At 33.6% G+C, this 21552-nt stretch carries 17 protein-coding genes; 8 read left to right on the top strand and 9 right to left on the bottom strand.

Annotated features, from left to right (window positions below; translation table 11 throughout):
• Nucleotides 1-36: 36 nt before the first annotated feature.
• Both mfd and SOM12_RS17330 read right to left on the bottom strand, forming a co-directional pair.
• Entirely contained in the window at nucleotides 37-3402 is a 3366-nt protein-coding gene (mfd, locus tag SOM12_RS17335; RefSeq protein ID WP_320494557.1) for a transcription-repair coupling factor, read from the bottom strand.
• On the bottom strand, nucleotides 3395-4003 hold the full coding sequence (locus tag SOM12_RS17330; RefSeq protein ID WP_250834491.1) for a hypothetical protein: 609 nt from the start codon (nucleotides 4001-4003) through the stop codon (nucleotides 3395-3397). Before SOM12_RS17330 ends, mfd begins: the two co-directional genes overlap by 8 nt.
• A gap of 321 nt (nucleotides 4004-4324) precedes the next feature.
• Here SOM12_RS17330 and SOM12_RS17325 point away from each other — a divergent pair, with 321 nt between their 5' ends.
• A complete protein-coding gene (locus SOM12_RS17325; protein ID WP_095929615.1) occupies nucleotides 4325-5263 on the top strand; it encodes an L-threonine 3-dehydrogenase in 939 nt (312 codons plus the stop codon).
• Between the two features lie 174 nt (nucleotides 5264-5437).
• Nucleotides 5438-6634 (top strand): DUF418 domain-containing protein, encoded by a 1197-nt coding sequence (locus SOM12_RS17320; RefSeq protein WP_320494555.1) that lies wholly within the window; start codon nucleotides 5438-5440, stop codon nucleotides 6632-6634.
• Nucleotides 6635-6724: 90 nt separating this feature from the next.
• Here SOM12_RS17320 and SOM12_RS17315 read toward each other — a convergent pair whose 3' ends face one another.
• The 5 genes from SOM12_RS17315 to SOM12_RS17295 form a co-directional block, all read right to left on the bottom strand.
• Nucleotides 6725-7783: an SDR family oxidoreductase gene (locus tag SOM12_RS17315; protein ID WP_320494553.1), complete on the bottom strand. Its 1059-nt coding sequence runs from the start codon at nucleotides 7781-7783 to the stop codon at nucleotides 6725-6727.
• Between the two features lie 94 nt (nucleotides 7784-7877).
• Nucleotides 7878-8462 (bottom strand): Crp/Fnr family transcriptional regulator, encoded by a 585-nt coding sequence (locus SOM12_RS17310; RefSeq protein WP_320494551.1) that lies wholly within the window; start codon nucleotides 8460-8462, stop codon nucleotides 7878-7880.
• 136 nt (nucleotides 8463-8598) lie between these two features.
• Nucleotides 8599-10479 carry a M1 family metallopeptidase gene (locus SOM12_RS17305; RefSeq protein WP_320494549.1) on the bottom strand — a complete coding sequence of 627 codons (1881 nt, stop codon included), beginning with the start codon at nucleotides 10477-10479 and terminating at the stop codon, nucleotides 8599-8601.
• A 64-nt stretch (nucleotides 10480-10543) separates the two neighbouring features.
• A complete protein-coding gene (locus SOM12_RS17300; RefSeq protein ID WP_320494548.1) occupies nucleotides 10544-12181 on the bottom strand; it encodes a S8 family peptidase in 1638 nt (545 codons plus the stop codon).
• Nucleotides 12182-12419: 238 nt separating this feature from the next.
• Nucleotides 12420-12596: a hypothetical protein gene (locus SOM12_RS17295; protein ID WP_172426692.1), complete on the bottom strand. Its 177-nt coding sequence runs from the start codon at nucleotides 12594-12596 to the stop codon at nucleotides 12420-12422.
• 259 nt (nucleotides 12597-12855) lie between these two features.
• Between SOM12_RS17295 and SOM12_RS17290 the strand changes: the two genes are divergently transcribed.
• A complete protein-coding gene (locus SOM12_RS17290; protein WP_320494545.1) occupies nucleotides 12856-14682 on the top strand; it encodes a T9SS type A sorting domain-containing protein in 1827 nt (608 codons plus the stop codon).
• Nucleotides 14683-14763: 81 nt separating this feature from the next.
• On the opposite strand, the gene SOM12_RS17285 is transcribed toward SOM12_RS17290, so the two are convergent.
• Nucleotides 14764-15621, bottom strand: coding sequence for an MBL fold metallo-hydrolase (locus tag SOM12_RS17285; protein ID WP_320494544.1), 858 nt, complete (start codon nucleotides 15619-15621; stop codon nucleotides 14764-14766).
• Between the two features lie 78 nt (nucleotides 15622-15699).
• On the bottom strand, nucleotides 15700-16614 hold the full coding sequence (locus tag SOM12_RS17280; protein ID WP_320494542.1) for a hypothetical protein: 915 nt from the start codon (nucleotides 16612-16614) through the stop codon (nucleotides 15700-15702).
• A 318-nt stretch (nucleotides 16615-16932) separates the two neighbouring features.
• Between SOM12_RS17280 and SOM12_RS17275 the strand changes: the two genes are divergently transcribed.
• From SOM12_RS17275 to sufD, 5 genes are all read left to right on the top strand, one after another.
• The gene (locus tag SOM12_RS17275) at nucleotides 16933-17262 is read left to right on the top strand and encodes a HesB/IscA family protein (protein WP_068841559.1); all 330 of its coding nucleotides are present in this window, start codon (nucleotides 16933-16935) and stop codon (nucleotides 17260-17262) included.
• A gap of 85 nt (nucleotides 17263-17347) precedes the next feature.
• A complete protein-coding gene (gene sufB, locus SOM12_RS17270) occupies nucleotides 17348-18796 on the top strand; it encodes a Fe-S cluster assembly protein SufB (RefSeq protein WP_320494539.1) in 1449 nt (482 codons plus the stop codon).
• Nucleotides 18797-18916: 120 nt separating this feature from the next.
• The gene (gene sufC, locus SOM12_RS17265) at nucleotides 18917-19663 is read left to right on the top strand and encodes a Fe-S cluster assembly ATPase SufC (protein WP_008466070.1); all 747 of its coding nucleotides are present in this window, start codon (nucleotides 18917-18919) and stop codon (nucleotides 19661-19663) included.
• Between the two features lie 87 nt (nucleotides 19664-19750).
• Nucleotides 19751-20140 carry a four helix bundle protein gene (locus SOM12_RS17260; protein WP_229353334.1) on the top strand — a complete coding sequence of 130 codons (390 nt, stop codon included), beginning with the start codon at nucleotides 19751-19753 and terminating at the stop codon, nucleotides 20138-20140.
• 47 nt (nucleotides 20141-20187) lie between these two features.
• Nucleotides 20188-21504 (top strand): Fe-S cluster assembly protein SufD, encoded by a 1317-nt coding sequence (gene sufD, locus SOM12_RS17255; RefSeq protein ID WP_095929604.1) that lies wholly within the window; start codon nucleotides 20188-20190, stop codon nucleotides 21502-21504.
• Nucleotides 21505-21552 lie beyond the last annotated feature (48 nt).

Genomic DNA, 21552 nt, shown 5'->3' with positions numbered 1-21552 from the left:
TAAATTTTAAAATTAGTGGTAATTCGTGGCAAATTTTTACTCCTCAAACAACTCCATCAATTCCAGCGCACGTTTTATCGACTTCACATTTTCAAAAGTCAATAACAAACGTAAGCCGTTTACGGTTTGTTTTTCTTTCATTTTGCAAAGATTACTATGTTTTTGAACAAAATTTAAAACATTTCTAAACTTCACCGATTGGTAATAATCTGATTGCTGATCGGATACGAAATAACCAATCATTTTGCCTTGTTTCAAGACCAATTTCTCGATTCCGACTTTAGTCGCAATCCATTTTATTCGAATGCTGTTTAACAATTCTGTTGCTTGTTTTGGCAAAGGCCCGAAACGGTCAATTAGTTTTTTCTCGAATTCCTGTAAGCCCGCTTCGTCTTTTATTGCTCCTAATTCGTTGTATAAAACCAAACGTTCTGAAACGTTATTGATATATTCATCTGGGAATAATAATTCGAAATCGGCATCGATTTGAATATCTTTTACATACTCTTTGGTATCGATATCATTTTCTTCAGGATACAAATCTTTGAATTCGTTTTCCTTCAATTCTTCAATCGCTTCATTCATGATTTTCTGGTACGTATCAAAACCAATTTCGTTAATGAAACCGCTTTGTTCTCCGCCCAATAAATCTCCAGCACCACGAATCTCCAAATCTTTCATGGCAATATTGAAACCACTTCCCAATTCGCTAAATTGTTCCAATGCTTGAATACGTTTTCTGGCATCTTCGGTCATTGACGAATACGGCGGACAAATGAAATAACAGAATGCTTTTTTGTTGCTTCGCCCTACTCGACCGCGCATTTGATGCAAATCTGATAATCCGAAATTATTAGCATTATTAATGAAAATCGTGTTTGCATTTGGAACATCCAAACCGCTTTCGATAATGGTGGTTGCTACCAAAACATCAAAATCACCGTTCATGAAACCTAACATCAATTCTTCGAGTTTAGCGCCATCCATTTGTCCGTGGCCAATTCCGACTCTCGCATTTGGAACCAAACGCTGAATCATTCCTGCCACTTCTTTTATGTTTTCGATTCGGTTATTAATGAAGAAAACTTGTCCGTTTCTCTGAATTTCATACGAAATCGCATCACGAATAATTTCCTCATTAAAACCAACAACATTCGTTTCAATCGGATATCGGTTTGGCGGAGGCGTTGTAATTACCGATAAATCTCGAGCTGCCATCAAAGAAAACTGAAGCGTTCTCGGAATTGGCGTTGCAGTCAAAGTCAACGTATCAACATTGGCCGCAATGGTTTTCAGTTTATCTTTTACGTTTACACCAAACTTTTGTTCCTCATCGACAATCAATAAACCAAGATCTTTAAAAACTACATTTTTATTGACCAATTGATGTGTTCCAATTACGATATCTAGTTTCCCTTCGGCTAAATCTTTTAAAGTCTGCGTTTTTTGTTTTGCCGTTCTAAATCGGTTTAAGTAACCAATTGTAACCGGCATATCTTTTAATCGTTCCGAAAAAGTTCTATAATGCTGGTACGCTAAAATAGTAGTCGGAACCAAAACAGCAACTTGTTTACTATTATCAACCGCTTTAAAAGCAGCACGAATCGCAACCTCTGTTTTTCCGAAACCAACATCACCACAAACCAAACGATCCATTGGGCGATCGCTTTCCATATCGGCTTTCACTTCTGCCGTCGATTTAGTTTGATCTGGTGTATCTTCGTAAATAAACGAACTTTCTAATTCGTTTTGAAGATAACTGTCAGGCGCAAACTGAAATCCTTTTTCTAAACGGCGTTTTGCATAAAGCTGAATCAAGTTGAATGCAATATGTTTTACACGCGCTTTGGTCTTTTGTTTTAAAACCTTCCAAGCGTTCGATCCCAGTTTATAAATTTTCGGAGGCGTTCCGTCTTTTCCGTTGTATTTCGAAATTTTATGCAGCGAGTGAATGCTCACATACACAATATCATTATCGGCATAAACCAGTTTTATAGCCTCTTGCGTTTTGCCTTCAACCTGAATTTTTTGCAAACCGCCAAACTTTCCAATTCCGTGATCAATGTGTGTTACATAATCGCCTACAGAAAGTGCGGTTAATTCTTTTAAAGTAATATTCTGCTTTTTAGAATATCCGTTTTTAATGTTGAATTTATGATAACGCTCAAAAATCTGGTGATCGGTGTAAGCCGTAATCTGATTTTCTTCGTCAATAAAACCTTGGTATAAAGGCAATACAATGGTATGATATTGCTTTCTGATGTTTTCTGAATTAGCTTCATCTAAGCTTTCAAAAATATCGTGAAAACGTTTTGCCTGCGTATCATTCGAACAAAACAGATAATTGACATATCCGTTAAAATGATTTTCGCTCAGATTATTCAGCAATAAATCAAATTGTTTATTGAAAGATGGCTGAGGCTGAATATGAAATTCGAATTTTTTAGTTGTTTTAAAAATCGGTCTAGAGGCCAATTCTACCACCGAAAAATCTAAAGCGCGTGTAATAAACGAAGCCTGATTTAAGAATAATTGTTCCGGAGTGGCATGTTTTATTTCTTTCGACAATTTCTCAAAAGCTTCTTCTGCTCTTGCAAATTGTTTGTCTAACTGACTAAAAAGTCCGTCAGTATTTTGAATGAAAAGGACTGTTTTTTCGGCAATATAATCTAAGAAACTTTCTCGGTTTTCCTGAAAAAGTTTGTTCTCCACATTTGGGATAATCGTGATTTTTTTATGTGTTTCGACAGACAATTGCGTTTCCACATCAAAAGTTCTGATGCTGTCTACTTCGTTCCCAAAAAACTCAATTCTGTATGGATGATCATTTGAGAAAGAGAATACATCGACAATTCCCCCACGAACTGAAAATTCGCCAGGTTCTGTAATGAAATCTACTCTTTTGAATTCGTATTCAAATAAAACTTCGTTAATAAAATCGATCGAAATTTTATCGTTTAAAGCCACTTTTAACGTGTTTTTATCGAGTTCTTTTCTCGTAACAACTTTTTCAAAAAGTGCTTCAGGATACGTAACAATTACGGCTGGTTTTTTTCTTGAATTAATGCGGTTTAAAACCTCAGCACGAAGCAGCACATTGGCGTTGTCTGTTTCATCAATCTGATATGGACGGCGAAATGATGCTGGATAAAACAATACATCTTGTTCTCCAATCATTTGCTCCAGATCGTTTAAGTAATATGCCGCTTCTTCCTTATTGTCTAAAACAATTAGAAAAGGCAGTTCGGTTTTCCTGAAAACAGAACGTATTATAAAAGAAACAGCAGATCCCAACAATCCGCTGATATTCATTTTTACCTGATTTCCTTCCAGTAAACTTTTAGCAATCTGCTCGGCTTTTGGCAGATTATCGTAGGTTGTATATAAGGCGTTTTTACTCAACTTTTGGTATATTTTTATCTAAAGGCGGTGCCGAACTCGGAATCGCGCGTGTTGTGTCTAACATTCTAAGGAAATCTTCTTCTCCTTGTTCTTTAGGTATTTTGGCTTTTTCGACAATTTTATCCATTTGTCTTTCTAAAGAAATCAGCTCTTTATTGATTTCTTGTATCAAAAACACCACTTTATCATCTGGAATGGTACTCAAATGAATAAATAAATCCAGCATTTTAATTTTAGTAATCAAAATAGAAATACGGCTTTTGATCTGTGGCTGATTAAATTGAGCCGGAATATTATTGTTTAAAGCCATTGCTTTCTTAGAAATCGCAGCCGATTTTTTCTGAAATGCCCCAATTGTCTTTCTAGGCTTTTCTGAAATTTCTTTATTAAATTCACGCCACTCTGTCCATGAATTCAATTGTGATTCTGAAATTTCATTAATGGGTTCGTCTAGAAAAGTCCAACCTTTATTTATGTTGTTAAAAATAGCTTCTTTCTTTTTTGCTTCTTTTGCATTTTCTGCAAGGCGTTTTTCATTTTCATTTTGGCAAGAAAATAACACAGTTGTCAAAAGCAGAAAAAGAGATATTTTGTATTTCATTTATTAAAATGTTAGGCTGCAAAGTTACGAAGTAAATTTACAATTACGAATTCTGTTTTTTGCTAAAGATTCTATAAATCAAGGTTATTTTTTCGTCTTTTTATCCTTATCAGAAAATCAATTTTAAAAAAAATCATTTGATCATTATATCAATAAAATAGCGCTTTTTCATGGGATTCTTAAAAAGGCACAAAGACACACTCTTAAAAGAGAATAATATAACAAACAAACTTTTAAATTATTGAATTTATAATTTATTATTCAAAAAAGTGCAAGTAATTGCGAAAACGTTATATTTGTGTCTCTAAAAATCATCATGAAATGAATCCTAAAATATTGATCATTGGCGCCTGCGGTCAGATTGGAACAGAACTGACGCAAAAACTGCGCAAAATATACGGAACCGAGAATGTTATCGCTTCTGATATTCGAAAATTAAATACTGATGTTGTTAATTCGGGACCTTTTGAAGTGGTCAATGCTTTAGATTTTAATCAGATCGAACATTTGGTAGAAGTGCATAAAATTACTGATGTCTATCTAATGGCGGCACTTTTATCGGCAACTGCTGAAAAAAATCCAGCTTTTGCTTGGGATTTGAATATGAATTCACTTTTTCATGTTTTAAATTTAGCTAAAGCCAAAAAGATTCAGAAAATTTTCTGGCCGTCGAGTATTGCGGTTTTTGGACCAACAACTCCAAAAGAAAATACGCCTCAATATACCGTAATGGAGCCTTCTACAGTTTACGGAATTAGTAAACAGGCAGGCGAAAGATGGTGCGAATACTACCATAATATTTATGGTGTAGATGTTCGCAGTATTCGTTATCCAGGTTTAATTAGCTGGTCTACTCCTCCAGGCGGCGGAACTACAGATTATGCAGTTGATATTTTCTACAAGGCCATTGCCGATAAAAAATACGAATGCTTTTTGTCTTCTGAAACCAAAATGCCAATGATGTATATGGATGATGCAATCGATGCGACAATTAATATTATGAAAGCACCAGCTGAAGAAATTAAAATACATTCTTCATACAATTTGGCTGCTATGAGTTTTACTCCCACTGAAATTGCGGCAGAAATCAAAAAACATATTCCTGAATTTGAAATTACGTATAACCCAGATTTCCGTCAGAAAATTGCAGACAGCTGGCCCGCAAGTATCGACGATGCTGAAGCAAGGAAAGATTGGGGATGGAATCATAAATTTGATTTGGAAACTATGACTAAAGATATGCTGGAGCATTTGGCATAATCTGAAACGATAAAATTTTAAAGCGCGTTATTCTAAAAAATAACGCGTTTTTTTGTACATTTTATTTGTAAGAAAAAATATTGAATCTATAATTTATCTACATTTGATTACGTTAAACATTAATCAAGTTTATTCCAAAATCATCAATCAAATCACAACAAAAACATCAATCAAATGACAAATTCTTATCATCCTGTCGAGCAAGGCAAAAGAACTGCAATTGTCGACATTCTTCGGGGCTGGGCTATATTAGGTGTAGCCATTGGCAATTATCTGGATTTTCTATACATCGGTATAGAAAAAGAGCTTAAGCATAGTGCTTTCTCTGAAACTCTTCAATTTATTAACCGCTATTTATTTGCGGCAAAATCTTGGACATTATTAACTCTTTTATTTGGCTACGGATTTGCAATTTTGATTAACAATGTTGCTTCTAAAGGAAAAAATCCTGTCGCTTTTTTTGCATGGCGAATGTTTTTGCTATTTATTTTAGCCTTTATTAATTCTGCTTTTTGGCTTGGCGACATTTTAAAAGATTATGCCTTTTTAGGACTTGTATTATTGCTTTTTTACAGATGTTCTGCCAAAACCTTAGCCATTATTTCTGCCGTAATTATACTTACAATTCCTTTTGTAATGGCGTATGTAAATGGTTTAAAAATTGAACATCCTGCAATTGCAACAAATCCAGAATATTTAAAACTGTATCATTCTGGAAACTGGATTGACTTTTTCAGATTTAATCTGCTTGCGTCATTCTACGAACAAATTATAATTCCAGGTTATGCGATTACTGCTCATTATGTAATGTTGGGCTGTATGCTTTTTGGATTTATGCTTCAAAAACTAAACTTCTTCAATCGCTTAACAGAATTAAAGACACTTTTAAAATCTGTGTGCATCATTAGTTTGGCTGTTGCTATACTTATCGGAATTGGGTTTAATATTGCTATAATATACAAAGCTCCTTTATTAAAAATCTTTCACCCACTTTACTGGTTAGTGTTAAGTACAATGATTTTTATCTCGACTGGCATCTGTCTTTTATACGTCAATGGCAAATTAAAAATGGTTTTTAGTTATTTTAGCGCAGGAGGAAAAATGACATTGACCAATTATATGAGCCAAAATATATTGGCCGGTATTATTTTCTCTGGAATTGGATTCGGAATTGCAGATTCAATGCCGTATTGGTTTTACTTTTTATTGGCTATTTTCATCTTTATCATTCAATTGTTTATTAGTAAATGGTGGCTTTCAAAATACAATTATGGTCCAATTGAATGGTTATGGAGATCTGCTAGTTATAGAGAATGGGTTCCTTTTAAAAAAGCACAACCAGAGGTTGCTGCTGATATAAAAATGGTCTAAAATTAGAAATTTGGAATAAACTTGAACATAAAAGAAAAGCCCTTAAATTTAGATTTAAGGGCTTTTTTTTAAGTAGTCTAAAGGAAAAATTTATGGTATGATTTTTTTCTGACGCAATTGATCAAAAAGACTAAAAAACATTTCTTCGGTATCTATAAATTCATAAAAACCCAAACGTCTTGCTTTGGTTCCATCAGCAAAAAAATCATAATCCCACGAAAAAACAAAATCTCCAAAGTTCCAACTGGCTAATTTTTCATAATCGTGTTTTTCTAAATTGTATTTTCCCTGAATATTTCCCCATAAAACCTTTTTGTCAGCCATAACTGTTTTTAATTCCATTTGAAGCGGAGGTGCAACAAGAATATCAAAATAAGAAGCAATTTTTGGCCAAAGTTCTGTCCAACGAAACAGATCGCCATTTGTTATATTAAAAGCCTGATTGGCACATTGCGAATTTGTAGCTGCCCAAACAGTTGCTTTAGCTAAGAGCCCTGCATCAGTCATTTCCATAAGTTTATCGTACGCCCCTGCCTTCCCCGGAAATCTAAGCGGAATATTTAATTCTTTAGAAATTGATGCGTAAACAGCTATCAAAAGTGCCAGATTCATTGGATTTCCTATTGCTGTACCGCCAACAACCGATGGACGGATTGCACTCCAATTCCACTTTTTTCCTTCTTTCTTTTTTTCTAAATATTGCTGCTGATCCATGTTAAATTCAGGAGGCATGTGTCCCGCATCTGTTTCTTTGGCTGGAGTTTTAAATGGCCCTAAATGAGCTCCATAAACTTTATAACCTTGCATCAAACTAATATGCTGTAAGTCTTTAGATATTGGTTCAATTATCTCAACTACATTTTTAAGCATGTTTAGATTTGGCTCAACAAGTTCAGACCATGACGGACGATCTTGATAAGCGGTATAAAATATATGGGTAATATTTTTAAGATCAGATAATTGTTTCTTACTGTTTTCAGTATCCAGCAAATCAACTGAAATGTATTTTAGATTAGGCGCATCATTGCCTCCTTTTCGGGATAATCCAATAATATCCCAATTGTTAGTAGATAAAAGATATTCTATAAGATTTGCACCGATAACGCCATTTGCGCCAACAACCAATGCTGTATTTTTATTTGCTGTCATTTTCTTTGTATTTAAAATTGTTTTACAAAGTTCAGACAAGCTAAAGAGCTATAAAATGAAGTGGATTATGAAATAAGGTTGAACTAGTTCAAGTTTATTTTTTCAATTTATTGTTTTTTATTTTTGAAAGAAATTCTGTTGTCATTCCCAAATAAGAAGCCAAAGCATATTGAGGTACCCGATTTGCGATTAAAGGGAATTGATTTATAAATTTCTCATAACGCTCTTCTGCCGAAGAAGTGAGATTTGTAATAATTCTTCGTTGAAAAAATGCAGCCGTACGTTCTGCTGTAATACGAAAAAAAGTTTCAAATTTTGGATTAGCCCCTTTTAATTTCGCTTCCGTTTCGAAATCTATTTGCAGCAAAACAGCATCTTCTAAAGCCATAACAAACATCGTAGCTGGTTGCTGATAAATGTAACTATTATAGTCAGAAATCCACCAATCTTCAATAGCAAAGGCAATCGTATGTTCCTGACCTTCATCATTTACCACATACGCTCTTAAAGCACCTTCGACCACATAGTTTCTATGTTGAGCCACAAAATCTGGCTGCACTATAAACTGCCGTTTCTTTATCTTTTTTATTTTAAAATTAGAAACAAATTGATTGGCCTCTTCGTCAGAAAGTTCTATTCGGTCTTGCAAATGCTTGATTAAAAACTCGTATTCTGTCATCCTTTTTTGATTTAAATATTTCAATCTACAAGATTACTATTGTATCAAAATTACAACTCTTTTAAATTTATAAAGCAAAAAAAAATCCAAAGCCAGAAACTGCTTTGGATTTTTTCTATTTGAAAATATAGAATCTTTACTTCACTTCAAAAACATTATTTGTTTGTTTTACATCAGCCATTAATCCGCTTGGATCGATAGTGATTTTTTTGATTGCCGTTTTGTTTTTGTCAATTGTAAAACTATAGTTTTGCTGTGCCCAAGCCCAGTCTTCTAGAACTGTTCTTTTCTCGTTCGGGTTTGGATTTGGTTTAATGAAATTCATCATTCTTAATGGAATGTAGAATGTTTCAGATGTTCCGTCTGTGTAATCCACTTTCAAGTCAATTGGCATTGGCATTCTTCCAATTCTTTCTAAAGAAACGGTTGTTTTTCCAGCATTGTCAACAACGTCTTTAATTCCGTAGTCGATCGTATTTGTAGTTTGTGTCCAATCAATCAAATACCAATCTAACTCAGCTCCAGAAACTCTTTCAGCTGTTCTTTTGATGTCGTTTGGCGTTGGGTGTTTGAATTTGAAATCGTTGAAATATCTTTTTAAAGTTGCATCAACATTTTCTTTTCCGATTATATATTCTAATTGAGAAAGGAAAAGACTTCCTTTAATATAAGAAGAAATACTATACGGACGGTTTTCATCGTAACGATCTCCGTGCGTAGTTTGTGGCTGTTCTTTACCAGAATTTACTAAACTGTAATATGCTTTATAATTTCCTACAAAAGGATTTACTTCTTTTTTGTCTCCTTTTAATTCATTCAAAGCACTGTCTTCGATGTAAGTTGTAAAACCTTCGTCCATCCAAGGGTGTTTTGACTCGTTTGAAGCCAAAATATGTTGGAACCAAGAGTGCCCTAATTCGTGTGTAGCTGTTCCTAGAATTCCTTCAAGAGTGCCGTTTCCTAGCATTAAAGTACACATTGCGTACTCCATTCCACCGTCTCCACCTTGAATAAATGAGTATTGCTTATATGGATACGCTCCAACTCTCTGGTTGTAATATTCCATTACTTTAACCATTAACGGCTCTAACTGTTTCCAGTTTGCAGTTGTTTTTTCGTTGTTTTTGTAGAAGAAATGCAAATCTACATCGTTTGGTCCTTTTACAATATCGTGCGTATATTCTTTATCGGCAGCCCAAGTAAAATCGTGAACATTTGGCGCAATAAAATGCCAAGTAAGTGTTTTTGCTTTTTTAGGATAAGTAACCGTTACACCAGCATCTTGATAACCATGTCCGATCGAATTTTTGTCTTGCAAATATCCAGAACCACCAATTGTGTACTCTTTATCGATTGTAATTTTTACATCAAAATTACCCCAAACACCGTGAAATTCTCTTGCAATGTAAGGATCTGCATGCCATCCTTCAAAATCAAATTCGGCTAATTTTGGATACCATTGCGACATAGAAAGTTCTACTCCTTCAGAATTGTTTCTTCCAGAACGACGAATCTGAACCGGAACTTGTCCGTCAAAATCTAATGTAAAAGTCGTTTTAGAATTTGGAAGGATTGGTTTCGCCAAAGTTACTTCTAAGATCGTTCCAGAAACTCTTGTTTGAGCAACAGCACCGTCTTGTTTAAAGTTTGTAATTTTTAAATAACCAGCTTCATTTGGTTTTAAAGTTTCAATACGGCTTTGTTTTACTTCTTTTCCGTCAGCTTGTTTTACTTTGTTTACCATTCTTCCGTCTGGATCTTTAATAAAATGAAGACGCGCATCCATTTCGCTTCCTGGTTGAAATGCGTTTGGATATAAATGATAAAATACTTTTTTTAAAGTATCAGAAGAATTATTGGTATAAACCAATTCTTGTTTTCCTTTGTACTGATAGTTTTTTACATCCATAGAAACCTCCATTTTATAGTCAGCGTGCTGCTGCCAATATGGGGCGCTTTGTGCAAAAGCCGAGTTAAAACCTAAGCTTAGGAAAGAAAGTAAAATAATTTTTCGCATGTTTATATGTAATAGAAAATGGAAGAGCGTTAGCCCTTCCATTGGATTAATCGTTTATTCTTGTTTATTTTTTAGACATCTTTTCAGCCATTAATAACGCATTATAAGCATTTACCATCTTTGCTGTTTTTGATGATTCTGCAGAAGAAACCGCAACTGGTTTTTCATCTGGATTCTCACTTTCGCCCAAAACAACCATTGAAGGAAGCGCTACTCCAGAGTCCATTAAAATCTTTTTAACTTGAGCTGCTTTCAATTTTGGATAGTACGAACGAATTAAAGCTGCAACACCCGCCGCATTTGGAGATGCCATTGAAGTTCCTTGCAAGTATTTGTATTTGTTGTTTGGCACTGTTGCATAGATTTCTTCACCTGGAGCAAAAACGTCTACGTTTATTTTTCCGAAGTTTGAAAATGGAGCAACAACATTTTCTCCGTACGATTTATTAATCGCTCCAATTGTAATTACATTATCTGCAAATTCTTTTACGTTGTCTTTAGAATCGTTTGGATAATTGATGTTTTTTGTTTCATCGATATTGTAACCGTCATTACCTGCAGCATGCACAATTAAAACGTCTTTTTTGGCTGCATATTTAATCGCGTCGTAAACCCACTCTTTGTGTGGAGAGAAACTTTTTCCGAAACTTCCATTGATTACTTTAGCGCCATTGTCTACTGCATAACGAATTGCCAAAGCAATATCTTTATCGTATTCGTCTCCATCTGGAACGGCTCTAACCGTCAAAATTTCAACATTTGGAGAAGCAACTCCGTCTCCACCTAAATTATTACCACGAATTTGGGCAATAATTCCAGCTACGTGAGTTCCGTGAAGCGCTTTTTCTTTATCTGGACCAAAAACCACATTATTTCCATAATAAGCATCTTTAATATCTTCTGGATTATCGCCTACGATTTTTCTTCCGTCATAATCTTTGTTAAGATTATATTTTAACTGTTCTTCTACATAATCGCTATACTCTGTAAATTGAGCCTCCGGATCAAAAGTTGGTCCTGCATTTGTAAAAATCATAGTCATAGCCCTTTTACTTTCCAAAACATTTGGATCTGCAGAAGTAATTGTACTTAAATCTTCTAATTTATAATCCGTTTTATTAAGCTCTTTTTTAATCGTATTATGAAAAGCCATTAAACGATCTGCTTGCCCTTTATTTTGAAGAGCTTCTTGATACTTCTCTGTATATTGTGCTAAAGCTGCTTTATATTCTGGAGAACCGTCATCGGCTTTTTTCACGATACGTGTCATCTCTAGATTTTCATGAACAGCATTTCCAAGGAAATTCCATCCGTGAACGTCATCTATAAATCCGTTTTTATCGTCATCGATTCCGTTTCCTGGAATTTCTTTTTTATTCGTCCAAATCATTCCTTGAAGATCTTCGTGCTCGATATCGACACCAGAATCTACAATTCCTACGATTACTTTCTGTCCTTTTTTACCTTGCAGTAATTCAGTCAAAGCTCTGTCTACACTCATTCCCGGAATAGAATCTTTTATCAAATCAAGATGACTCCATCTCTTCAATTCATTTTCGCTAACGGGAGCTTTTTTCACTACTGCTAAAGGAGCCACAATTGGCTGTTTTGGCACTGAAGTTTGTGCTTGTAAAGTGGCATTACAACCTGCTAAAACAAGTAATGCAAACGCAGATAATTTAAGTGGTTTTATATGACTCATATATCTATAAATAATTGTAAAGTTAAAAGATGGGTCTAAATTATGCTTTTTTGTTACAAAATGCTAACTGTTAACAATGTGTTATGAAAATACCGTTGTTTTTAAGTCTTAATTATTTAAATAGTAAAGAAATTTCATCCATAAAAATTTATTTTTTATTAGCCATCAATTTTCTAGTTGAATAAATACAATAAAAAAATCCGCCATTTTATAGCGGATTTTCAATGTTAGAAATTAATCAACATGAGTAACAACCTTCAGAATGTATATTATATTCAATCCAATCTAAAGGATCGACATCATATTTTCTAGGAGCCGGCCCACCTATTCCACCATTAATTTCTTTCAATTGATCAGATTCAAGTGCTACAACACCTAACTCATCAGCATTTTTAATAAAATCGTCTAAATTCATAATTAATAAAATTTTTGTTTGCCTACTCTTTAGCTTTTCGGTATCCGCTATATTTTGCTAAAATATAAAAATTAACTTACAAAAATATATTAATAGAAAATATTTTCTTGTTAAAACAATAAGTGTTTATGGATAAATATACTTTTGGTTTACTATTTACTTAGCAGTGTAAAAAAAATAATATAACGTTTACGGGTTCACGTAAATATTATCAGTTAAAAAGACGTACCATTGCGCGACCTAATTCTAAATATATTCTATGAAGACAAAACTACTTTTATTGCTATTATTGGCAAATTTTTCTTTTTATGCCCAAACAAACTTAGTTCCGAATGGAGATTTCGAAAACTGGACACCTTACTCTCAACCAAATCAATGGGGACGCTATTCTAATGGCCTCCTTTATCAGGATTCTGATGCTCAAAATGGAAATTCAAGTGCAAAGGTGGAAATCACAAGTGGCACGTTTCATTATTTTTATACTGACACCAAATTTCCTGTAGAAACTGGTAAAACTTATCGAGTTACAGCATACCATAAATTAGCCTCTGGTTCTTTTACTTCTATCGAATTAAGGCTTATAGATTCTGATATTTGGCAGACAAAAATTACAGGTACTACAGACAATACCACTTCAAACTCTCAATGGAGAAAAATTGAATTTGACTATGTAGCTACTGCCTCTAGAAATATCGGAGTTATGATTTGGGTTACAGGAACAACTTCTTCACAAATTTTAATTGACAATGTTTCTGTCATAGACAAATACACATCTATTCCAGACATAAATTTCGAAAATAAATTGATTGACCTAGGCATAGATTCTGGTACTGCAGATGGAAAGGTTTTGACTTCAAGCATTTCATCAGTAACTAGTTTGGATGTTTCAAGAAGTTCTATCTCAGACTTGACAGGAATTGAAAACTTTACCTCTTTACAAACTTTAATTGCAAGCCGAAATTCTCTAACAAGTGTCAATCTTTCAAAAAATACAAAATTGACTTATTTAGATCTTGGCACTAATCAACTAACTGCATTAGATTTAAATACAAATACAGCATTAGATAATTTAGATTGTCAGAAAAATAAATTAACGGCATTAGATATTTCTAACAACACTAGTCTTACTCGATTAAATTGTGCCTCAAATGCATTGACTAGTTTAAATGTCACTGCAAATACATTATTAACTGCATTAGCTACTAATACCAACAAAATAACTTCCTTAAATATCGACAGCAATTTAGCATTGCAAAGCATAAACTGTGGAGGCAATCTGTTAACTGCTTTGAATGTAGATAAAAATCTTGCTTTGAAAAGTTTATGGTGTGGAAGCAATAAATTGACAAGTTTAAACATCAATAAAAATCTAGAGTTAAGTGATTTAAATTGCGGAATTAACGAACTAACAAGTTTAGATGTATCAGACAATAAAAAATTAGTTTCTTTAGTTTGTCACCAAAATAAAATTTCAATTTTAAATGTTTCTCAAAACATTCTATTAGAACAGCTGATGTGCCATTACAATGAATTGACAAGCATTGATGTATTACTTAATCCAGAATTGTACATGTTAAACTGTCATTTCAATAAGATTACAGATTTAGATATTTCTAAAAATCCAAAAATTAACGAAATATCGTGTAATGACAATGAACTAAAGTCCCTGAATTTAAAAAACGGAAACAACAATAATTTCGATCTTGTATATACAACCTTTATCAACAACCCTAATTTAACTTGTATTACGGTCGATGATGTGACTTTTTCTAATACAACATGGGCAGATAAAAAAGATGCTTCGACAGTCTATTCTCTAAATTGTTCTGTATTAGGCGTTGAAGATTCAGTATTTTCTAAAGCAGCAATATATCCAAACCCTACAAAAGGAGAATTAAACATAAACAATATTGCCCTAGACAAAGCAACAGTTTACAACTCATTAGGCCAATTAGTAAAATCTTTTACTTTAAACAATGCAAACACAGATTATACAATCAATTTATCTGGACTGCCAAAAGGAATTTATTATATATACTTAATCAATGGAGACACGGCTTCTGCGAAAAAAGTAATAATAGAATAATAGGTTTAGAATTTAATTTGATTTAAAAATCCCGTTTTCAGAATGTTGAAAGCGGGATTTTTTATATCTAATTTATTTCGATTAAAGAATTTCTTCGCAGGTAAAAACATCTTTTAGTCGAACGCCTTTTTCGGTATGTTCCACAGTTATAATCTGATTGTGCGCATCATGTTCTAAAAATAAATAATGATTGTTATCTGCTGCCAAATTCAAGAATTTTGATTTCTCAGGCATTGTCAGCAAAGGTCTTGTATCGTATCCCATAACATACGGAAGCGGAATATGCCCAGCTGTAGCCAATAAATCGGCACAAAAAACAATTGTTTTATCTTGGTATTTAATGTACGGAATCATTTGTTTTTCAGTATGACCGTCAACATAATAAATATCAAAGCCAAGTTCTTTTGAAAAGCCAAAATCAGATTCTGGTCTCTCAATAAAATTCAATTGACCGCTTTCCTGCATTGGCAAAATATTTTCAGACAAGAAAGAGGCTTTTTCTCTAGCGTTGGGTTTTGTCGCCCATTCCCAATGGTTTTCGTTGGTCCAGAATTTAGCATTTTTAAAAGCTGGCTCGTAACCTGTTTTATCGGAATTCCATTGTACACTTCCTCCGCAATGATCAAAATGAAGATGCGTCATAAAAACGTCGGTGATATCATCTCGATTGAAACCATATTTTGCCAGAGATTTATCTAAAGAATGTGATCCCCAAAGTGAATAGTACCCGAAGAATTTTTCTGATTGTTTATCTCCCATTCCTGTGTCGATCAAAATAAGACGATTTCCGTCTTCGATCAATAAACAGCGTGCAGCAATATCGATAAGATTATTGGCATCGGCAGGATTTGTTTTATTCCAAATTGTTTTAGGAACAACGCCAAACATTGCGCCTCCATCTAACTTAAAATTTCCAGATTCTATTGGGTAAAGTTTCATGAGAATGATTTTCTAAAAGAACAAAGCTAGAAAATTCAAACTCCTTTTGCTAAAATTTAAAGCTAAAAAACTTTTAGATTATTCTAATGTAATCGAAGTGCTTCCCATTATTTCCTGCTTATCAAAATAATTCACAAAATAAGTTCCTTTCTTAAACCCATCTGCATTTAAAATTCCATAAGCATTGAGAGATTTACCTTGAAAATCGGTGCTGACAATAAAACTATAAACTAGTGCTTTATCATTTCCAAATTCAATTAATTTGTTATCTCCTAAAACCGTATTTTTTTGATCCAAAACCTGAACATAAAAAACTCTTTTTCCTGTTTTTGCAACCGCATTTCCGTTTACGGTGAAACTAATTTTAAGCTTTTTCGTATTCTTTGCTTTTGTTGTTTCCAATTCGGCTCCAGAACTTTTTTCGCGAAGCGCGATAGCCTTAAAATTGCTTAAATAAAGTTTTGAAGCATCTTTTAAAGTCGATTCCAATTTCACTTGTTTAGAAATCAAAGTGTCATTTTCTGCCTTTTGTTTGTACATGACAACATTCTGACTTTCTATTTCGGTCAGTAAATTTTTATTCTGAGATTTTAATTTTTTAATCTCTATGACCTTACTATCCAATGAAGATTTTAGCCCCGAAAGCTGGTTTCGGTAAATTCTAATTTGATCTGCCGACGGATTTTGAGAAACTTTTATAATTTCCATTAAATTTTCGACATTCTTGCGTTCCAGTTCCAACTCTTTAGATAGAGCCATATTTTCCTGAATGACCAGATCGTATGTCGCTTTTAGTGTACTTAATGAATCTAAAATGTTCTCCTGCTCCGTTCTTTCATTATTAACCACTAAAGCTTTATCGCTTTCCGTTTTAACTTCTTTCTTAATCTTATCAGATTCACTGCTAAAAACCAATACTGCAGCACCTAATCCAAAAACAAAAATTACTGCCAATAAGGGGTTTAGCCACTTATTTTTGTGTTGTTTTTTCATAATTACTCACAATTTTCTGCAAAAGTACCGAATAAATAATGGCTATAATCAGTAGAAATACTTGTTTTTTAACATTTAGGAGCGATATTTGCAGCACGATTCAAAAAACAATTCTTTTCGAATTTTGATTTCGATTTTGTCAAAATAAGTATTATCTATTTTCACATTTGTTATAATAATGTGAACCGTTATGGAAAAAGGTTTTTAAGTCGTATCTTTGCAGATAATTTCTATTTAACATTGAAAATTAGCGTTTTAAATCTGTAATAAATTCATTACAGACAAAAAATGTTCATTAAAAACAAACATCTAAGAACAATGATAAAAGTTTCTGATACTGCCAAAAAGAAAATCATCGACCTGATGACGGATGATGGTTTTGACGCCGCAAGCGACTACGTAAGAGTAGGCGTGAAAAGTGGTGGATGCTCTGGTTTGTCTTACGATTTAAAATTTGACAAAACCAAAGGAGATGACGACAAAATATTCGTTGACAACGACATACAAATTGCTGTAGAAAAAAAATCATTCCTTTATTTAGCTGGGACAATTTTAGAATTCTCTGGCGGATTAAACGGAAAAGGATTTGTTTTCAACAATCCGAACGCAAGCAGAACTTGCGGATGCGGAGAATCATTCTCTCTTTAGTCAAAAGCTGAAAGTTGTAAAGTCATAAAGACTTCTATTGACTTTCAAATTTTAGACTTTAAAACATTAGACAATAACAAAAATAATGAGCAAATACACCGAAGACGATTTAAAGATCGAACTGGAAACTAAAGAATATGAGTACGGATTTTATACCAATATAGAATCTGAGACTTTCCCTATTGGCTTAAACGAAGAAATTGTAAGAGCTATTTCTCTTAAAAAAGAAGAACCTGAATGGATGACCGAATGGCGCATCGAGGCTTTCCGTGCATGGAAAGAAATGATCGAACCAGAATGGGCAAACGTTCGTTACGAAAAGCCAGATTTTCAGGCCATTTCATATTATTCAGCTCCAAAACAAGTAGACCCTAATAAAACGCTGGACGATGTAGATCCAGAATTATTAGAGATGTATAAAAAACTTGGAATTTCTGTTGATGAACAAAAAATGATGAACAATGTCGCTATGGATATTGTTGTCGATTCTGTTTCCGTAGCAACAACTTTCAAGAAAACTTTGGCAGAAAAAGGAATTATTTTCTGTCCGATTTCTGAAGCTATTAAAGAACATCCTGAATTAGTGAAAAAATATTTAGGAACTGTTGTACCTCAAAAAGACAACTTCTACGCAGCATTAAACTCAGCTGTTTTCTCTGACGGAAGTTTCTGTTATATTCCAAAAGGTGTAAAATGCCCAATGGAACTTTCAACTTATTTCAGAATCAACCAAGCAGGAACAGGGCAATTCGAAAGAACTCTTGTTATTGCTGATGCTGGAAGTTACGTTTCTTACCTTGAAGGATGTACTGCTCCTAGCCGTGACGAAAATCAATTACACGCTGCTGTGGTTGAATTAATCGCTTTGGATGATGCTGAAATTAAATATTCTACCGTTCAAAACTGGTTCCCAGGAAATAAAGAAGGAAAAGGTGGAGTTTACAACTTTGTAACCAAAAGAGGTTTATGCGAAACAAACGCTAAAATTTCTTGGACACAAGTTGAAACTGGTTCTGCTGTAACTTGGAAATATCCTTCTTGTGTATTAAAAGGAGATAATTCGGTAGGAGAATTTTATTCTATCGCTGTTACCAATAATTTCCAACAAGCAGATACTGGAACAAAAATGATCCATTTAGGAAAAAATACTAAATCGACTATTATTTCTAAAGGTATCTCGGCTGGAAAATCACAAAACAGTTACCGTGGTTTAGTGCAGATTTCTCCAAGAGCAGAAAACGCAAGAAACTTTTCTCAATGTGATTCATTGTTAATGGGTAACAATTGCGGAGCACATACTTTTCCTTATATCGAAAGTAAAAATCCATCTGCAAAAATAGAACACGAAGCAACAACAAGTAAAATTGGAGAAGATCAGGTATTTTACTGTAACCAAAGAGGTATACCAACTGAAAAAGCGATTGCCTTAATTGTAAACGGTTTCAGTAAAGATGTATTGAATAAACTTCCAATGGAATTTGCTGTTGAAGCTCAAAAATTATTAGAGATTTCTTTAGAAGGATCTGTAGGTTAAGAACCGAGTTTTTAACCATTAAAAAAGAATTTTATATCATATTAAAATAAAAGATTTTTCAAAGTTTCGCTTTTCGGCACAACTGAGAACTTGAAACTTGAAACTTTAAACAAAAAAAAGATGTTATCAATAAAAAACCTTCACGCCGCAATTGGTGATAAAGAAATCCTTAAAGGAATTAATATAGAAGTTAAAGCTGGAGAAGTTCACGCTATCATGGGACCAAACGGTTCTGGAAAAAGTACACTTTCTGCTGTTATTGCAGGAAACGAAAATTATGAAGTTACAGATGGAGAGGTTATCCTTGACGGAGAAGATCTTGCTGATTTAGCTCCTGAAGAGAGAGCACATAAAGGTGTTTTCCTTTCTTTTCAATATCCTGTAGAAATTCCTGGGGTTAGCGTTACTAACTTCATGAAGACTGCAATCAACGAAACTCGTAAAGCAAACGGACAGGAAGAAATGCCTGCAAACGAAATGCTGAAAGTAATTCGTGAGAAATCTGAATTGTTAGAAATTGATCGTAAATTCTTATCTCGTTCTTTAAACGAAGGTTTTTCTGGAGGAGAGAAAAAAAGAAACGAAATTTTCCAAATGGCAATGTTAGAGCCAAAATTAGCTATCCTTGACGAAACCGATTCTGGTCTTGATATCGATGCTTTAAGAATTGTGGCTAATGGTGTAAACAAATTAAAAAGCGACAAAAACGCAATTATTGTTATCACTCACTACCAACGTTTGTTAGATTATATCGTTCCTGATTTCGTTCACGTTCTTTACAACGGAAGAATTGTAAAATCTGGAGGAAAAGAATTAGCATACGAATTAGAAGAAAAAGGATACGACTGGATCAAAGCAGAAAATTAAATTTTTGTTTCAAGTTTCATGTTTTTTTTAGTTTCAAGTTGAATTACGTTTTGTAAGTTTAAACTTAAATTATTTAAAACAGAAATTATGGCAACAATTACTCGATTTGAAGATTTAGAAATCTGGAAAGAGGCTCGACGATTAGCAAAAGAAATTCATCTCATTGCCGTTCAAACAGAATTAAGATCCGATCTCAGGTTTAAAAATCAAATAAAAGATTCTTCGGGTTCAGTAATGGATAACATTGCTGAAGGATTTGAAAGAGATGGAAATTTAGAATTTCGACAATTTTTATCAATTGCAAAAGGTTCTGCCGGAGAAACAAGATCTCAATTGTATCGAGTTTTTGATTTTGAATATATTTCAGAAGAAAAATTCGAAGCTTTAAAAAAAGATTATGAAAATTTAAGCGGTAAAATAAAAAACTTTATCACTTACCTAAATAAAAAAGATTTCAAGGGGAATAAGTTTCAATAGGCAACATGAAACTTGAAACCTGAAACACCGAAGGAAACAAAAGAACAATGGATTTAAAAGAAAAATTAGTATCGTCTTTTATGGCTTTTGAAGAGCGTGTCGATGTACATTCAGATTTACATGACATACGCACAAATGCTTTAAAAAACTTCGAAAATAAAGGTTTCCCAACCAAAAAAGAAGAAGCTTGGAAATATACATCGCTAAATGCCATCTTAAAAAATGACTTTACGGTTTTTCCAAAACAGGAAAATGCAATCGAATTCAATCAAGTTAAAAAATACTTTTTACACGAAATTGATACTTACAAATTGGTATTTATCGATGGCGTTTTCAGTTCGCATTTGTCTTCTACAACGCATGACGGAATCGATGTTTGTTTGATGTCATCGGCATTGACCAAACCAAAATATAAAATGGTTATTGATACGTACTTTAATCAAATTGCAAGTAAAGATGACAGTTTGACTTCATTGAATACAGCTTTTGCAATTGAGGGTGCTTTTATCAATATCCCGAAGAAAAAAGTAGCAGACAAACCAATCGAGATTATGTATTTCTCAACTGGAAATGAAGCCGCTTTAATGGTTCAGCCAAGAAATTTGGTTATTGTAGGTGAAAATTCACATGTGCAAATTATTGAGCGTCACCAAAGTTTGAATGAAAATCCAGTTTTAACAAACTCTGTTACGGAGATTTTTGCTCAAAAACGTGCAATTGTTGATTACTACAAAATTCAGAACGATAATAGCGAAGCGAATTTAATTGACAATACTTATGTTTCACAACAGCAAGAAAGTCACGCTTACGTGCACACTTTCTCATTTGGTGGAAATCTAACCCGTAACAACTTAAACTTTTATCATTTTGGTGAAAGATTGACAAGTACGTTAAACGGAATTTCTATTTTAAATGACAAACAACACGTTGATCATTATACTTTGGTAAACCACGCGCAGCCAAACTGCGAAAGTTTCCAAGATTATAAAGGAATTTTCTCTGATCGTTCGACTGGAGTTTTCAACGGAAAAGTTTTGGTAGAAAAAGAAGCTCAAAAAACAAATGCTTTCCAAAAAAGCAATAATATTTTATTGAGTGACAAAGCTACTATCAACGCAAAACCGCAGTTAGAGATTTTTGCAGATGATGTAAAATGTTCTCATGGATGTACTGTTGGACAGCTTGATGAAACAGCAATGTTCTACATGCAGTCTCGCGGAATTCCGAAAAAAGAAGCTAAAGCTTTATTGATGTACGCATTCTCAAATGCCGTTATCGAAAGCATTAAAATACCAGAATTAAAACAAAGAATTACTAAAATCATTGCCATGAAATTAGGCGTGAATTTAGGATTTGATTTATAAAAAATTCTATTCATAAAAATCAAAAAACCGATAAGCTTTTAAGTTTAT

Origin of the sequence: Flavobacterium sp. CFBP9031 (assembly GCF_034044945.1) — a bacterium.
Taxonomy (GTDB): Bacteria; Bacteroidota; Bacteroidia; order Flavobacteriales; family Flavobacteriaceae; genus Flavobacterium.
Note: the sequence above shows the minus strand (reverse complement) of the source record. Positions and strands in the feature narration are given on the sequence as shown.

Excerpts from the sequence above, each read along its gene's own strand:
- SOM12_RS17285 (WP_320494544.1), bottom strand. The coding sequence starts at position 15,621 with ATGAAACTTTACCCAATAGAATCTGGAAATTTTAAGTTAGATGGAGGC.
- SOM12_RS17275 (WP_068841559.1), top strand. The coding sequence starts at position 16,933 with ATGATAAAAGTTTCTGATACTGCCAAAAAGAAAATCATCGACCTGATG.
- SOM12_RS17280 (WP_320494542.1), bottom strand. The coding sequence starts at position 16,614 with ATGAAAAAACAACACAAAAATAAGTGGCTAAACCCCTTATTGGCAGTA.
- sufB (WP_320494539.1), top strand. The coding sequence starts at position 17,348 with ATGAGCAAATACACCGAAGACGATTTAAAGATCGAACTGGAAACTAAA.
- SOM12_RS17260 (WP_229353334.1), top strand. The coding sequence starts at position 19,751 with ATGGCAACAATTACTCGATTTGAAGATTTAGAAATCTGGAAAGAGGCT.
- SOM12_RS17320 (WP_320494555.1), top strand. The coding sequence starts at position 5,438 with ATGACAAATTCTTATCATCCTGTCGAGCAAGGCAAAAGAACTGCAATT.
- SOM12_RS17325 (WP_095929615.1), top strand. The coding sequence starts at position 4,325 with ATGAATCCTAAAATATTGATCATTGGCGCCTGCGGTCAGATTGGAACA.
- sufC (WP_008466070.1), top strand. The coding sequence starts at position 18,917 with ATGTTATCAATAAAAAACCTTCACGCCGCAATTGGTGATAAAGAAATC.
- SOM12_RS17295 (WP_172426692.1), bottom strand. The coding sequence starts at position 12,596 with ATGAATTTAGACGATTTTATTAAAAATGCTGATGAGTTAGGTGTTGTA.
- SOM12_RS17300 (WP_320494548.1), bottom strand. The coding sequence starts at position 12,181 with ATGAGTCATATAAAACCACTTAAATTATCTGCGTTTGCATTACTTGTT.
- SOM12_RS17330 (WP_250834491.1), bottom strand. The coding sequence starts at position 4,003 with ATGAAATACAAAATATCTCTTTTTCTGCTTTTGACAACTGTGTTATTT.
- SOM12_RS17315 (WP_320494553.1), bottom strand. The coding sequence starts at position 7,783 with ATGACAGCAAATAAAAATACAGCATTGGTTGTTGGCGCAAATGGCGTT.
- SOM12_RS17305 (WP_320494549.1), bottom strand. The coding sequence starts at position 10,479 with ATGCGAAAAATTATTTTACTTTCTTTCCTAAGCTTAGGTTTTAACTCG.
- SOM12_RS17310 (WP_320494551.1), bottom strand. The coding sequence starts at position 8,462 with ATGACAGAATACGAGTTTTTAATCAAGCATTTGCAAGACCGAATAGAA.
- SOM12_RS17290 (WP_320494545.1), top strand. The coding sequence starts at position 12,856 with ATGAAGACAAAACTACTTTTATTGCTATTATTGGCAAATTTTTCTTTT.
- sufD (WP_095929604.1), top strand. The coding sequence starts at position 20,188 with ATGGATTTAAAAGAAAAATTAGTATCGTCTTTTATGGCTTTTGAAGAG.